The organism is Tamlana sp. s12 (assembly GCF_016767215.1).
Lineage (GTDB): Bacteria > Bacteroidota > Bacteroidia > Flavobacteriales > Flavobacteriaceae > Pseudotamlana > Pseudotamlana agarivorans.
On record NZ_CP068547.1, the window covers coordinates 642376 to 657553 of the forward strand.

The 15178-nt window shown below is 33.9% G+C and carries 16 protein-coding genes; 14 read left to right on the forward strand and 2 right to left on the reverse strand.

All coding sequences use genetic code 11. From position 1 onward, the window contains the following. Positions 1-96: 96 nt before the first annotated feature. From JJL45_RS02675 to JJL45_RS02695, 5 genes are all read left to right on the forward strand, one after another. On the forward strand, positions 97-3462 hold the full coding sequence (locus JJL45_RS02675) for a VIT domain-containing protein (RefSeq protein ID WP_068605104.1): 3366 nt from the start codon (positions 97-99) through the stop codon (positions 3460-3462). A gap of 253 nt (positions 3463-3715) precedes the next feature. Then, positions 3716-4276 carry a hypothetical protein gene (locus JJL45_RS02680; protein WP_068605102.1) on the forward strand — a complete coding sequence of 187 codons (561 nt, stop codon included), beginning with the start codon at positions 3716-3718 and terminating at the stop codon, positions 4274-4276. 134 nt (positions 4277-4410) lie between these two features. Beyond that, a complete protein-coding gene (locus JJL45_RS02685) occupies positions 4411-4848 on the forward strand; it encodes a DUF6646 family protein (RefSeq protein ID WP_317191981.1) in 438 nt (145 codons plus the stop codon). A 207-nt stretch (positions 4849-5055) separates the two neighbouring features. After that, on the forward strand, positions 5056-6390 hold the full coding sequence (locus JJL45_RS02690; RefSeq protein WP_068605100.1) for an MATE family efflux transporter: 1335 nt from the start codon (positions 5056-5058) through the stop codon (positions 6388-6390). Between the two features lie 28 nt (positions 6391-6418). Next, a complete protein-coding gene (locus tag JJL45_RS02695; protein WP_202664231.1) occupies positions 6419-6589 on the forward strand; it encodes a hypothetical protein in 171 nt (56 codons plus the stop codon). Between the two features lie 651 nt (positions 6590-7240). On the opposite strand, the gene JJL45_RS02700 is transcribed toward JJL45_RS02695, so the two are convergent. Beyond that, positions 7241-7882 (reverse strand): 2OG-Fe(II) oxygenase, encoded by a 642-nt coding sequence (locus tag JJL45_RS02700; protein ID WP_202664232.1) that lies wholly within the window; start codon positions 7880-7882, stop codon positions 7241-7243. Positions 7883-7994: 112 nt separating this feature from the next. Between JJL45_RS02700 and JJL45_RS02705 the strand changes: the two genes are divergently transcribed. The 7 genes from JJL45_RS02705 (at position 7995) to JJL45_RS02730 (ending at position 13071) form a co-directional block, all read left to right on the forward strand. Further along, complete coding sequence (locus JJL45_RS02705; RefSeq protein ID WP_202664233.1) at positions 7995-8450, forward strand: 6-pyruvoyl trahydropterin synthase family protein; 456 nt, start codon at positions 7995-7997, stop codon at positions 8448-8450. Positions 8451-8690: 240 nt separating this feature from the next. Further along, entirely contained in the window at positions 8691-9764 is a 1074-nt protein-coding gene (locus JJL45_RS02710; protein WP_202664234.1) for an endonuclease/exonuclease/phosphatase family protein, read from the forward strand. 195 nt (positions 9765-9959) lie between these two features. Then, entirely contained in the window at positions 9960-10091 is a 132-nt protein-coding gene (locus JJL45_RS16215; RefSeq protein WP_262895026.1) for a hypothetical protein, read from the forward strand. Positions 10092-10129: 38 nt separating this feature from the next. Next, complete coding sequence (locus tag JJL45_RS02715) at positions 10130-11326, forward strand: hypothetical protein (RefSeq protein ID WP_068605094.1); 1197 nt, start codon at positions 10130-10132, stop codon at positions 11324-11326. A 30-nt stretch (positions 11327-11356) separates the two neighbouring features. Then, a complete protein-coding gene (locus tag JJL45_RS02720) occupies positions 11357-11881 on the forward strand; it encodes a hypothetical protein (protein WP_068605093.1) in 525 nt (174 codons plus the stop codon). Positions 11882-11977: 96 nt separating this feature from the next. Continuing rightward, positions 11978-12541 carry a Crp/Fnr family transcriptional regulator gene (locus tag JJL45_RS02725; protein WP_068605092.1) on the forward strand — a complete coding sequence of 188 codons (564 nt, stop codon included), beginning with the start codon at positions 11978-11980 and terminating at the stop codon, positions 12539-12541. Positions 12542-12684: 143 nt separating this feature from the next. After that, positions 12685-13071 (forward strand): RidA family protein, encoded by a 387-nt coding sequence (locus JJL45_RS02730; protein ID WP_068605091.1) that lies wholly within the window; start codon positions 12685-12687, stop codon positions 13069-13071. 119 nt (positions 13072-13190) lie between these two features. On the opposite strand, the gene JJL45_RS02735 is transcribed toward JJL45_RS02730, so the two are convergent. Beyond that, positions 13191-13565, reverse strand: coding sequence for a cupin domain-containing protein (locus JJL45_RS02735; protein ID WP_067145375.1), 375 nt, complete (start codon positions 13563-13565; stop codon positions 13191-13193). Positions 13566-13836: 271 nt separating this feature from the next. On the opposite strand from JJL45_RS02735, the gene JJL45_RS02740 reads away from it, so the two are divergent. Together JJL45_RS02740 and JJL45_RS02745 are read left to right on the forward strand one after the other, a co-directional pair. Further along, entirely contained in the window at positions 13837-14595 is a 759-nt protein-coding gene (locus JJL45_RS02740; protein ID WP_068605089.1) for a UDP-2,3-diacylglucosamine diphosphatase, read from the forward strand. A gap of 6 nt (positions 14596-14601) precedes the next feature. Continuing rightward, the gene (locus JJL45_RS02745) at positions 14602-15162 is read left to right on the forward strand and encodes a hypothetical protein (protein WP_068605087.1); all 561 of its coding nucleotides are present in this window, start codon (positions 14602-14604) and stop codon (positions 15160-15162) included. The last annotated feature ends 16 nt before the right edge of the window (positions 15163-15178 follow it).

Genomic DNA, 15178 nt, shown 5'->3' on the forward strand with positions numbered 1-15178 from the left:
AATAACCGAAACTAATTGTTTATATTTCCTACCTCAAATAGCCTTGAAATCTTTCAATTGAAACATTATGGCCAAATCTAACCTTCTTTCAGTTTTATGAAAAAACTAATTCTTCTTTTTACCCTAGTTTCATATAGTACGTTATTCTCACAAGAAACACCAAAAGTAAAAATAAACGATTCTTTACAGTTAAAGCTTGTCAGTTTAAAGGTTGATGTAAATGTAATAGGTAATTATGCTACGACCACATACGACATGAAATTCTACAATGAATTGGACAGAACTCTAGAAGGCGAATTAGCCTTTCCGCTAGGTGAAGGCCAATCGGTATCTAGCTTTGCTATGGATTTAAATGGAAAACTACGAGAGGCTGTTGTTGTAGAAAAAGAGCTTGCAAGAGTGGCTTTTGAAAATACAGTAAGACAAAACATTGATCCTGGTTTGCTAGTGAAAACCCAGGGCAACAACTATAAAGCAAGGATATATCCTATTTTACCAAAAAACTCTAAACACATTGTTATTACTTACGAACAAGAGCTCAAATCAACCAACAGTTTTCTGGTATATGAACTTCCTTTAAGTATATCAGAAAAACTGACCAATTTTGATATAAACATTCAAATTTCTAAAGCTAAAAACCTTCCTATAATAAAAAACAATCCCTACGAAAACTTCTTTTTCAAAAAAGATGAGGATGGATATACCACTAAATTAACAAGGAAAAATCATACACCTAACAAATCTGTTATTGTTCAAATACCTAACACTTTAAACAATGAAAAAATAATTACATATAACGATTACTTTTATGCTTATAAAGCCTTAAATCCCAATTCAAGATTAAAAGGAAAACCAAAAAAAATCACACTTTTATGGGACAATTCATATTCGTTACAGTATAGAGATTTAGAGGCTGAAATTAAATTACTGAAAAGCTACTTAGAGTATTTACAAGATATAGAGGTTCAATTTATTAGCTTCAGTAATGCCATACATCAAGAAAAAACAATAAAGATCACTCAAGGTCATTCAGAAGAACTAGAAAATATAATTAGAAATTTAAAATATGATGGCGGAACAGCCTATAATCTTTTCAATCATTTAAAATTTAAGTCAGACGAAATCCTATTTTTTACCGATGGTTTATCAAACTTAGGTGCTTTTTCAGATAAATTTAAAAGCCCCATTTACACGATTAATTCTACGATTTCTGCAAACCATGAAGTTCTTAATAACATAGCAACTAACTCTGGTGGTAACTATCTTAATTTAATTAAACAATCTTATACAAACGCACTTCATCTTTTAAAACAAGAAACCTACCAATACTTAGGTATTAAAGCCAACAGTAGCGTACATGAGGTATATCCTTCTAGACCTACTAATGTGACTACAGATTTTGCAATTTCTGGACGTTTTAATGAAAACACTAATATTGAGTTATTGTTTGGATATCAAGGTAAAGTAACTGAACAAATTCAAATACCACTAAAAGAATCTGAAGGGTCAAAAATAATTAAACGTCTTTGGGCAAAACAGAAAATTAAATCTTTAAGCACCAATAAAGTGCAAAATAAAAAGAAGATTATCGCTACAGCAAAACAGTATCATTTAATTACAGACTATACCTCAATGCTTATTTTAGATCGAATTGAAGACTATGTTCGATATAGAATTGAGCCACCACAAGAACTAAAACGAGAATATAAACAACGTATTAAAAACATAGAAGAAGAAAAAAACGATCCAACAATAAAAGAAGAACTTTTTGATGATTATAGTGATATTCTCGAATGGTACCAAACCAAATACCCTTTAAAGAAAAAAGTAAAAAAACATAGCTCAAGTTTAACAAATCGAAATGACAGTATACGATCAGTAAATGAAACTTCCGTTACTCCATCAACCGCCCCTCCATTAAGACCAAATCCCATTATCGCCATAGATTCAACACGACAAATTGTTTATGGCAATATTAAAGATAGTGAAGGCCTTCCGCTTCCTGGAGTAAATATTATAGTAAAAGGTACTACACATGGAACTACATCAGATTTTGATGGAAATTTTAGTATCAATGCCGAAATTAATGATGAATTGGTAGTTACTTATTTAGGGTTTATTTCAAAAACATTAATTATTGAAAATTCTAATTCTCTAGATATTTCATTAGAAGAAGACTCCTCACAACTCGATGAAGTCGTAGTTGTTGGCTATGGTACAAGAAACATGGAGGCCTTAACTGGTAGTGTATCAGGGGTTGAAATTTCAGAACATCGGGATGCAACGGGCTCTTTAAACATAAGAGGAAATGCCTCAATACAAAATACACAGCCACTTTACATCGTTGATGGTATAGTGGTCTCTACAAACCCAAACTTATCCCCAGAAGAAATTGACAATATGCAAGTCATCAAAGGCTCGAGCGCAACAAAACTGTATGGTGCACGGGCAGCTAGCGGTTTAATTATTATCACTACAAAAAGTGGGAAAGAAAAAAATAAAGCAACTATTGAAACATTAAATAATCAAATTTCTGATAAAATAGAGTTAAAATCATGGAATCCAAACACCCCTTATCTTTCGATTTTAGAAAAGGAAAAATCAGTTGAATTGGCCTACAGTAAATATTTTGAAATACGAGACCAATATTCTAACAGCCCTGCATTTTATTTAGATACTTCCGATTTTTTTGATAAAAAAGGCAGCCCTGAAATAGCTATTACTATACTTACCAATTTAATTGAAGTAAAGCTCGACAACCATGAATTAATGAAAGCTTTAGCATATAAGCTAGAATACTATAAACAATACAAGCTCGCAGTTGTAGTTTATAAAAAGATTTTAGAGTTAAGACCTGAAGAACCGCAATCCTATAGAGATTTAGCTTTGGCTTACGAACAAAATAATGAGATACTAAAAAGCTTTGATTTACTTCATAAATTATACAGCGGAGAACTAAAACATTTAGATGAACAAGATCGCTTTTATGGTATTGAACATATTGCATACATTGAATTGTCCAGACTTGTAAATAAATACAAGAACGAACTCCAATTAACTAAAGAAGAAAATGAAAAATTTCATCAATTACCAGTTGATATCAGGGTCGTTATCGATTGGAATCATAATGATACAGATATCGATTTATGGGTTGTCGATCCAAATAATGAAAAAGCATATTATAAAAACCCTGAAACAGCATTAGGAGGTCGAATGTCGGAAGATTTAACCGATGGGTATGGCCCAGAAGAATTCATGCTAAAAAATGCCATCAAAGGAAATTACAAGGTTTTAGTAGATTATTATGCCGATAACGTTCAGAAAATTTCAGGACCCACTATTTTAAAAGTTACGCTGTTTAAAAACTACGCTGATAAAAATGAAATTAAAAAAACAATCATTGTCAGACTAGATAAAGAAGAAGATGAAATCGAAATTGGAAATATAGAGGTAACGAACTAACTAAAGACTTTGTGATAAGGAGCTAAATATATTTACACTCTATAGCTAATATGTGCTTCCGACAAGCTCTACCTAACAAAAACTTAACCAACGAACCTTTAAAACTCACCCTTAGCTATTGTAAGTCTTCATATTCTCATTACGCTTTTTAACACCATTACATTAAAAACCAATTATTACTTTTTACTAACCATCCTAAAAAATTATTATGAAAAGCTTCGCTTGTATTTTATTACTCTGCCTTACAAATCTCATGTCATCGCAAGAAGACTACAAAATAGAAATAAACGGTAAAGAATTTGAAGTCGGCCTGGATAAAGATTATGAATTTAATATCAATAATGAACTTTACAAAATCAAGATTAAACAAAAGGATACATTATTATATACAGATGACGCCTTCAGTTTCAAATTTCTTAAAGATCACAAAGTAGCTAAAACTTCAATTGATCAAGGCATAGAACAACTCATGTTAATGACAGCTGAAGGTTCTGGGTTTATTATTCAAAAATACTCCACTATCAATCCAACCATGCTGAATGAAATCATGCTTAGTGAAGTCACTAAAGAAAGTATTAATTATGGTTATACCATGGAAAGACAAGAGTATGAAAGAACATTAGTCTCTGGCGAAAAAATTAAAGTCATCAAAGCAATTTTAACATACAAAGACGAAATTAATATTTATGAAATAGCTACTTCAGGCAAAAAAGATTCCGGGATATTAATATTAACCATGTTAATGGAGGACTTAGAAAATTCGGTAGGGAAAAGTCTCATTAATTTAACTTGGAACACTTTAGATATTAAATAACTCCAGATAACCAGAAACTATTCATCATAAATAATAAAAAAACAAGCCCTATTTTTAAATGGATTCCCATCCATAACCCGTAATATTATTAATATCTTTGCCTCTGTTTTTTTAAACCTAAAACATATTAATTGATGAAAAAGATATTAGTTATTGCAGCCCTTTTAACTGTCTCATTTGTAAATGCTCAAGCCTTTTCTGGACAAGGTGATCAAAAATTTCAAGTAGGTGTTAACCTTCAATCTCACGCTACTGGCATTAATGTTAGTTATGATTATGGCCTGGGTGAAAATATCTCTATTGGTTTAAGTTCTAGTTATGCCTTAGGCATTTCTGATGAATTAGAAATTGTAGACGACCCAGCTTTTAAAGATCGTTTTGATGTGAAAGCGCGTTTTAATGCCAATATTGGTAACGTTATAAATATCGATGACAATTTCGATTTATACCCTGGACTTAATTTAAGTTTAAAAAACTTTGGTGGTCATGTTGGGGCTCGTTATTTCTTTACCTCTGGTTTCGGGATTTTTACAGAAGCTCAGTTCCCAATTGCCAATACAATAACGACTTGACGCCTGCTGAAGAGCTTTACAATCAGTTTTCAATGAATATTGGTGTGAGTTTCAATATTTAACATTTAACCATATCATTTAAAAAGCCTTTTACTCAACTAAAAGGCTTTTTTTATGCTATAAAACTCATTTTACCTTGATATAAAAAACAGTTACAACAAGAATAGTAAATTTGCAATCCCTCAATTAAGTTTTTCACGTCGCTACATGCAAACCAACATCAGTCTAAAACACATAAATAAACTGGCTATACCCGCTTTAATCGCCGGGGTTTCCGAGCCTATATTATCTTTAACAGATGCCGCTATTGTTGGAAATATTGATATAAACGCTACCGAATCGCTTGCTGCCGTTGGTATTGTAACCACATTTATATCCATGCTCATCTGGGTGTTAGGACAAACTAGAAGCGCCATTTCATCCATTGTATCGCAATATGTGGGTGCCAATAAAGTTGAACAGATTAAAAACCTGCCCGCCCAAGCTATATTTATAATTACATCATTAAGCATCTTAATTATTTTAAGTACTTACCCTTTCGCTTCTCAAATATTTAAACTATATAACGCCACCAATCTAATTCTAGATTACACCGTAGTCTATTATAAAATTCGCGTTTTAGGCTTTCCCTTTACCCTTTTTACCATAGCTGTTTTTGGCGTTTTTCGAGGTTTACAAAACACCTACTACCCCATGGTTATCGCCATTATTGGTGCCGTTTCAAATATCATTTTAGATGTGGTTTTTGTTTATGGCATTTCAGGTTATATACCACCTATGCATATCGAAGGCGCCGCCTACGCCAGTGTGATAGCACAAATTTTAATGGCAGGGCTTTCGGCTTTTTATATACTTAAAAAAACAGATATTCCATTACGTCCAACATTTCCGTTTAATCCAGAAATTAAACGCTTTATATTTATGATTCTTAATCTGTTTATAAGAACAATAGCGCTTAATGTTACCCTCTATTTTGCAAGCGCTAAAGCCACAAGTTACGGGGCACAATATATTGCGGCATATACGATTGCTATAAATTTGTGGTTTCTGGGAGCTTTTATTGTTGATGGCTATGCCAGCGCTGGTAATATCTTATCCGGAAAGTTATTTGGCGCCAAAGCCTACCACACGCTACTAAACTTGAGCAATAAACTTATTAAATACGGACTGGTAGTGGGTATTATTCTGGGTTTAACAGGCGCACTATTCTACTATCCTATCGGACGTATATTCACCAAAGAACCTGAGGTTTTAGAAGCATTTTACCAAGTTTTTTGGATCGTTCTGGCCATGCAACCCCTTTGTACTTTAGCCTTTATTTTTGATGGCATTTTTAAAGGCCTTGGCAAAATGAAATACCTTAGAAACGTATTGCTTTTTTCTACCTTTATTGTATTTGTACCCATCGTCTTTTGGCTCGATGCCTTAAACTATAAACTTCACGGTATTTTTATAGCCCTTACTTTTTGGATAATCGCCAGGGGTGTTCCTCTCATTATAAAATTTAGAAAAACCTTTATCCCTCTTGCACAAAAGCCTTAGTTTTGTAGTGAAAAGCAATTAAGCCCCTATGAATTTATTCATAAACCTGCTTCAAGAGGTTAACATAGAAGAGAAAATAAAAACCGCCCCAAACAACGCCTACGAAATAGGCGTGTTCATTGGTTCTATGCTTCCCTTTGTTATTCTTGTTGCCATGGCTTATTTAATATATTATTTCAACAAAAAAAAGAATCAATAGTTATGGATATCATGTCATTTTTAAGCGGAAACGGATTGTTCCTCGTTCTTGCTCTAGTATTAATCATTGTTTACATTGTAAATCGTAAGCGCAGACCTTAACATTCTCGAGTTCTTTATCTGTCCTCCAGAAGGAGGTACTACTGGAGGAGCTGCAAACCGTAACACCCCCACCTCAAGGGGGAAATGATGCTCGTTTTCAGCTCAACTGTAAACCTACAATTGAAAAAGACACCTTCAATTTACCAATTTAGCATATCAGGTAGGATTATCCCCTTGAGGACTACCGAAATGAAAACATCGTTTTCGTTGAAGGTACCTGGCGTAGCCAATAGGGGTGTTTTTACGATCTACTACGTAAATTGTTGAATCGTGTAATTGTGTAACCGAATTGAACCATTAGATTTCAAGATCTTTATCTGTCATCCAGAAAGAGGTGCGACTGAAGGATCTGCAAACCGTAACACCCCCAACCCCCTCAAGGGGGAAATGACGCACGTTTTTAGATCAACACAGTATTAAATAGAAACTCCAAACCTCAACATTACCGTAATCACCCGTAAGTAGCTAATATCCCCTGGAGGACTACCGAAATGAAAACATCGTTTTCGTTGAAGGTACCTGGCGTAGCCAATAGGGGTGTTTAAACCATTTACCGCGTCTTCAACCAACCCGTTATACTCAAGCGTTCTTGTTTAACGGGGCGCACTTCGTGCTCGATAATTTGGCTCTCGAAAACCACAATGCGTCCGGGAAACGGATAAATGACTTTTTCAACTTCTTCGCCATTTTCATTAAGGTATAGCACCAATTCACCACCATTTTCTGGCAACCAGCCATCTTCATTTAAATAGCAAACAAAGGATAATTTTCGTCGGTCGTCATTTTGAAACGTATCAATATGGCGCTTGTAAAAGGTATTTATGGGGTAAATCGCATAATGAAATTCCTTGTGAAGAATCCCCAAAAAGCAGGTACGGTTTAAATAAGCCACCATATCGTTAATTTTCTTAAAAAAGAATGTCTCTTTGGCCGTGGCTTTAGATTCGTCCATCCATAAAATTAAATCGCCACGAATAGATTTTACAATCGTTTCATTTATACGATTACCAATGGCAGCTTTTTTAAAGGTATCCTCCTCATGCCTTTCAATAAGTGCTTCTCTTAACTCTTCAACTTCTTCAGCAGAAAAGAAATTTTCAATCACACTAAACTGTTGCTTTCCCAAATCAGAAATAATCTGTTCGTAAATGGGATTTTCAACAAAATCAATAGCCTCAAATAAGTGACTCATATATTTCAAATAAAAAGCCTATCCTTATGTAGATAAAAGCGCGCAAATGTAAACTAAAAAACGATTGGTAAAACAAAATGAATATCTTTGTACTACCAACACAAAAAAGCACATGGCAAATAACATTCGCATCACCAAACAATTCTCTTTTGAAACCGGTCATGCCCTTTATGGCTACGACGGAAAATGCAAAAACGTACATGGCCACAGCTACAAGCTTTCGGTAACCGTTATTGGTAAACCCATTGCCGATAAAAGCAACGTAAAATACGGTATGGTTATCGATTTTGGAGACCTAAAAAAGATTGTTAAAGAAGAGGTTGTCGATGTGTTCGACCATGCCACCGTTTTCAATAAAAACACACCCCATGTCGAGTTGGCTAAAGAGCTACAAGATCGCGATCACAACGTATTGCTCGTCGATTACCAACCCACCAGTGAGATGATGGTTTTAGACTTTGCCAGTAAAATTGCCAAACGCCTTCCGCAGCATATTAAATTACATTCGCTAAGACTTCAAGAAACCGATAGTTCGTTCGCCGAGTGGTATGCTTATGATAATATTTAGGGCGTTACCCGAGGGTCGGGCTTTCCGCTATATCTTTTTTATAGAGCTATGACCCATTCAATCAAATAGCTAAATTTAAAGTTATTCAACCTTTAAAACGCGTGGTATTCAACATAAAAAAGGATGCCGCTGCAATCCCTAACGCATGCTTTCCAACAGACTTTTATACTAATTTCGAATACCTTCAACACTTGTGCTTTAGAATTTTTATATTTGGATAGTACATTATAAACATTTCAAATGGGTACTTTTTTTATAGGGCTTTCGGTATTACTCATTGTTTTAAGTCTGCTGCCATTTTTTAATAATCAGCATTGGCTGTTTCGTGTTCCCGAATTCATCAAAATACAACTGCTCGTACTTCAAGTTATCGCTGTAATCGGACTCTGTTTTTTCAGTGATAAAAACGCCTGGTTCTGGGGTGTTTTAGCCATTCAAAGTCCACTAATTATTTATCACAGTGCCATTTTAATACGCTACACCAGTATTTACAAAAAACGCCATAGATTGCCAAAAGATGATACCAATACACTAAAAGTCATTTCAGCAAATATTTACCAGTTCAACACCAATTTCGAGCGGTTTAAAAACCTCATCCGTAAAGAAAACCCAGATATTTTTATTACCATAGAAAGCAATAGCGACTGGGAAATGGCCATGCGCGATATGGAAACAGCCTACCCGTACAGCCAAAAAATAACCTTAGAAAACACTTACGGCATGCACATGTATGCCAAAATTCCTTTCGATAAAGTACAAACGCACTTTTTTGTTGCCGACGATATCCCAAGTATCGAAGCCCATTTTAAAACACCCAATGGCGCTTCGTTCGTCCTGTTCTCGGTACACCCACCACCACCAAGCCCTACCGAAGAAGACACATCAAAAGAACGAGATGGCGATTTATTGTGCATTGCAAAGCACAGTAAAACCCTAAAGAAACCAACCCTAGTTATTGGCGATTTTAACACTGTAGCTTGGTCTAAAATATCCCGTTTATTTCGTAAAAATAGCGGCTTAATCGACGGACGCACCGGTCGCGGTATTCTAGCCACCTACCACACCAAATATTGGTTTTTTAGAGCACCGTTAGATTTGGTGTATCATAGCACAGACCTTGTACTTAGAGACCTCAGCCTATTAGAACACATAGGTTCCGATCACTTTCCTATTTGTTGCATTTTTAGTATAAATAACACATCCACCACGTCAAAAAACACCGAAGAACCCCTAACGCCAGAGGAAAAAGAAGAAACAGAAAGCCTTATTGAAGACGGAAAAGACGAAATAAGCACAAATAGGACAGCTTCGTAAAAATGTGTTACACAACAATTTTACTCCTAAATATACGCTTCTCGAAACCTAACAAGGTAAAAAGAAAGAAAATAATTTATGTGTGAATTTTCTCTTTTTTTGTGTTATTGCACTCTCGTATCATGAAGTATAATTCGGAATACGCTGAAGCCGAAAAAGCAAAAAAAGTAATTTATTACCACTAATTTTATTAACATGAAAAATGAACTAGAAATGCTAGAACACTTTCAAGTAGAAAATCTTGAAAAAAAGTATGAAATGGGCTGGGTTAAAGTAGAGGTAAGCGCGTCTCCAGCGGAGATGGATGAATCTTATCCTGCCCGCTAATCTCACAAAAAACCAATAAAAACTTAAACCTATTGATAATGTTTACTTTAAAACGTACTAAAATAAATATAATAGCTTTTAAAAAAGCTCAAGTCTTATTGTTTTATATGTTTTTTTCAATGGCTTATAGTCAACAAAAAATAATAAAAACAATTGTTAATCAAGAAACATTATTACCTGTAGCCCATGCAGATGTAGTAAGTAATGATGGTTATACTATCGCTAATTCTGAAGGGAAATTTGAATTGTTTACAGATTCAAAAAAAATTAAAATTAGAAGGATTGGTTATGAAGATTACGAAATTCTTATTGAAAAACTCAAAAAAGTAGATTCTATTTTTTTAAAAGAAAAACACATGGAACTCCCTGAAGTTATCTTAAGCAATACCATGTTAATTAATACATATTTAGATAGTACAATTGGAAAATTTCCTAAAACAAAACACAGTGAAAATTTCTTCTTAAGAGCCACACTAAAAAAAAATAATGAACTAGTAAAATTAATTGATATTTCTGGACAACTGGAGCGACAAAAAACATTTAGCTCAAAGAAGGACTATAAGAAAAATTTTTCCTTTGAAATTAAAAATATTCGTAAAGCGGGCATATTAGATCAATCGAAAAACACCTTAGATTTTGAAATGTTTTCCCTGAGTGAACTATGTTATAGAATCAATTTCTTCATCTATCGTCCTAAGTATTTCAATTATGAATACGAATCTTACATTGATGAACACATCCTTAAAGTAAATTTCGCTCCAAAAGATGGTAAAAAAACTTTTAGTGGTCATTACCTTATAGATACAGCCTCTACGACTATAATTAAAGCTCATATAACGTCAACAACCATTTCAGAATTCACAAAGAAAAACAAAAATAAATGGCGCACCGTAGGCTGGCATTTGGATACACGTTTAGAGCATGAAAACAGCCAAAAAAATATGCATGTTCGCCATGCTATTTTAACATTCGATGTTGAATATATCAATAAATTAGGTGAAACAGATTTATACCATATTAAGTATGATATCTACTTTGACAAAAAACTCAATGAGACCCGAGTAAGTGAAAACATTAAAGCCAATAAAGATATGTTTACTCTAGATCATGACTATAATGAGGAGTTTTGGAAGAACCAAAATCAACTGCCATTAACCAAAGAAATGGTGGATTTCATCAACAGTCAAGACACATTAAATCAGAATGAATTTCGAAGCAATACGAATATAAAATAATGATTAATCAACAAAGCTACAATTCAAGAAATGAATCGACCGAAAGTTAAAATAACGAAAAATAACATTGACAAAGGCATAGAAATTCTAACGTTTTTTCTGATATTTATTTCAGTAGTATTAATCGGAATTTATTATAAACAACTACCTGAAAAACTACCGATCTATTTTAACTGGCCATCAAAAGACAAAAACGGTTTCGGTACTAAAGACCTTTTATGGGCAACCCCAATACTTTTTGGAATCATTGTATTAGGACTTTATAAGCTGAATCAACACCCTTGGATTTTTAATTATCCCACTGAAATTAATGCAAAAAATGCCAAATACAATTACAAAATGTCAACTCAAATGTTACGGGTCTTGGGTCTTCTTATTGGTATAATGTGTTTTTTAATGACATTAGCTTCCATATTAAACGGACTAGGTTATGACATCGATTTTGACCAATACATATACCCCTATTTTCCAATCCTGTTTACTGGGTTGCCAATCGTATATCTGATAAGAATATTAATGAACAAAAAAGATAAACAAAATAACGAATTTAAATAATGGCTTATTTTGGGCTTAAACATAACTTCAAGTAATGTTAATCTGATTCGCTAAACCATAATAACCAATGCTTATGAAATTAAAATGCGTTATTAAATGAAAGAAAAATTAAAAGAACATATAGGGAAAACAATTTCCATTTCAGACGACGAGTTTACTTTTATTGTATCACATTTTACACTTGAAAATTATAAAAAGAATGATTTTCTTATTCAGGAGGGAGAACATGTAAATCACTGTTATTATGTTATTTCTGGACTCTTAAAACTCATATTTAATGACAAAAATGGCAAACAACATATTGTATCATTTGCCATGGAGGATTGGTGGGAAAGTGATTTCTCGGCTTATTTTAAGCAAACTAAATCTAACATGTCATTACAATGTATTGAAGACACCTGTGTCTATTCCATAAGCTTTAAAAACTATCAAAAACTGTCAACCGAATTACCAAAAATGGAGCGCTTTTTTCTTTTGAAATCACACTCAGGACATATTGCTTCACAACAAAGAATCTTATCTTTTCTAAATTCAAATGCTAAGGAAAGATATGAGCAATTGCTCAATCAGTATCCTTCATTATTTCAACGCGTACCAAAAACGCTTTTAGCGTCTTATTTAGGAGTCTCACGTGAGACGCTAAGTAGGTTTTCTTCTTAAGTATTCACTTCTTTAAAATTGTGATGTTTGTCACGCTCAATCGACCCTTTTATTCAAATATTTGTAGTGTAAATACAAAACTATGATTATGAGAATTAAAGTAAAATTAGTGGTAATCATTTTATTAACTACTGTGTCAACTTTTGCACAAAAAGAAAAGAATAATCAAATGGCAAAACGAAAGAAGCTATGCGCAAGCAATTGAAATCACAAACCCTGAGGGCACTTTATATGTTTCAGGACAAACTGCGATCAACTCACAAGGAGAATCAAGTTCTGGCGACATGAAAACTCAGCTAGTTGAGGCTATAAAAAATTTAGAACAGGTAATTCAAGAGGCTGGATACGAATGCAAAAACATTGTTAGATTAAATATCTATACCACTTCATCAGATGAGCTATTTTCTTGTTTTGATGTTTTCCAAAAATGGGTAACTAAACACCAAATAAAACAAGCTAGTACCGTGTTAGAAGTAAAAGGCCTTTTTGAAACTTTGAAGGTAGAACTAGAAGTTACCGTTGTCAAGTAGCATTATTTGATTAAGTTCCTTCAATTAAAAAAAAAAGAGGCTGTCTAAAAAAGTAAATTTGACTTTTCAGACAGCCTCTTTAAATCGTTTTCGTTTAAGAAACGATTTATTTATTTTACTTATTCCTTATCGCTAAAATAAGAAGGACCTTCACCTGTTAAGAAATCTTCTCTTACTGGGCTAAAAGTATCAATTAACTGACCTTCTTCTAAACAAACGGCACTATGTAATAAGTTAGGCTCGATGTAAACACCATCTCCAGCTTCAACGATTTGTTTTACGCCATCAATTTCAAATTCGAATTTACCTGAAACAACGTAAGTAGCTTGAGTGTGAAAATGTTGGTGAGGTGCTCCTAAAGCGCCTTTTTCAAATTTCACGCTTACCATCATAATTTGGTTATCATAACCTAAAAATTTTCTTGAAACTCCACCACCTAGCTGTTCCCATTCCATGTCCTTTGTGATGACGTACTTTTCACTTAATCTTTTCATTGTTTTAATATTTTATAATAGTTTATAAATAATTCCGATTACCAGAAAAATAAGTTTAGTTGATTGTTTTTCTATAAGTTAAAACGCAATATTTTAATTAAGACAACCTATCTTTCATATACGAAATCAACTGGTTAACCAGTTGGTCAATCACAAAAGTAACACTTTCAAAACAACTATCCAATCGCATTAAAAACTATATGATTTTTTTAAGATATGTTTCCTAGGACATCAAGAATGTTGACTTAATAGGAATTACTATATTTACAGCATGCAAATCCCTGAAGGAAAAAAAATATACTTTGCGTCCGATAACCATTTGGGCGCCCCAACCGCTGAAGCGTCACGTCCGCGTGAAAAGAAATTCGTAGCTTGGTTAGACACCATTAAACAGGATGCAGCGGCTATTTTTCTATTGGGCGATATGTTCGATTTCTGGATCGAATTTAAAACCGTAGTCCCAAAAGGCTTTACCAGAACCTTAGGGAAATTGGCCGAAATTAGCGACTCGGGAATTCCTATTTACTATTTTGTTGGGAATCATGACCTGTGGATGAATGGATATTTTGAAGAAGAATTGAATATCCCTGTGTATCATAAACCTAAAGAGTTCACCTTCAACAACAAAACTTTTTTTATAGGTCATGGCGATGGTTTAGGCCCTGGAGACAAAGGCTATAAACGCATGAAAAAAGTGTTTACCAATCCCTTTTGCCAATGGTTATTTCGTTGGTTACATCCCGATTTAGGAGTTCGATTGGCACAACACCTTTCTATAAAAAACAAACTGATTTCTGGCGATGATGATGCCAAGTTTTTAGGTGAAGACAACGAATGGCTTGTGCAATACTGTAAACGCAAATTAAAAGAAAAGCACCATGACTTTTTTGTTTTTGGCCACAGACATTTACCGCTTAATATCGATTTAAATGACAACTCCAAATACATTAATTTAGGCGACTGGATTCAATATTTTACCTATGGTGTTTTTGATGGAGAAACCATGACATTGGAGACTTATAAAAATTAACCCCTCATGTTTATTTACGGATTAAAGCCTGTTCTTTTAAAAACCTCTAAAACCCCTTCATGTCCCTGCCCTAATTGTCATGAAAAAGGAGGATTAACTATTAACATTTACAGAAGGCATTTTCATATTTTTTGGATTCCTATGTTCCCTGTTGTGAAAATAGGACGTCTTACTTGTAGTTTATGCAACCACCGTATGAAAATGCGAAAGGCTCCTGAAAACACAAAACTAGATTATCAGAACCTCAAAGCAAAAACCAAAGGGCCGCTTTGGCAGTTTTCTGGCTTAGCCATACTGGTGCTACTCATTAGTGCATTCATCACTTATGGAAAACTAAATAGTGAAAACTACAGAAAAGAGAAATACGAACAATACACCAACCCAAAGCCCGGCGATGTTTACGAATATGTGATAAAAACAGGACAGTATACCACCTTAAAAATCACCAAAATCACTTCAGATAGTATCTCTTTTGCACCCAACAAACTCGAATCGTCTAGCGTGTTTAAATTGTATAAGATTAACAAGCCCGAAAACTATACCAATGCCGTTTTTTCGGTTTCTTAGTCCGAATTAAGGCAAA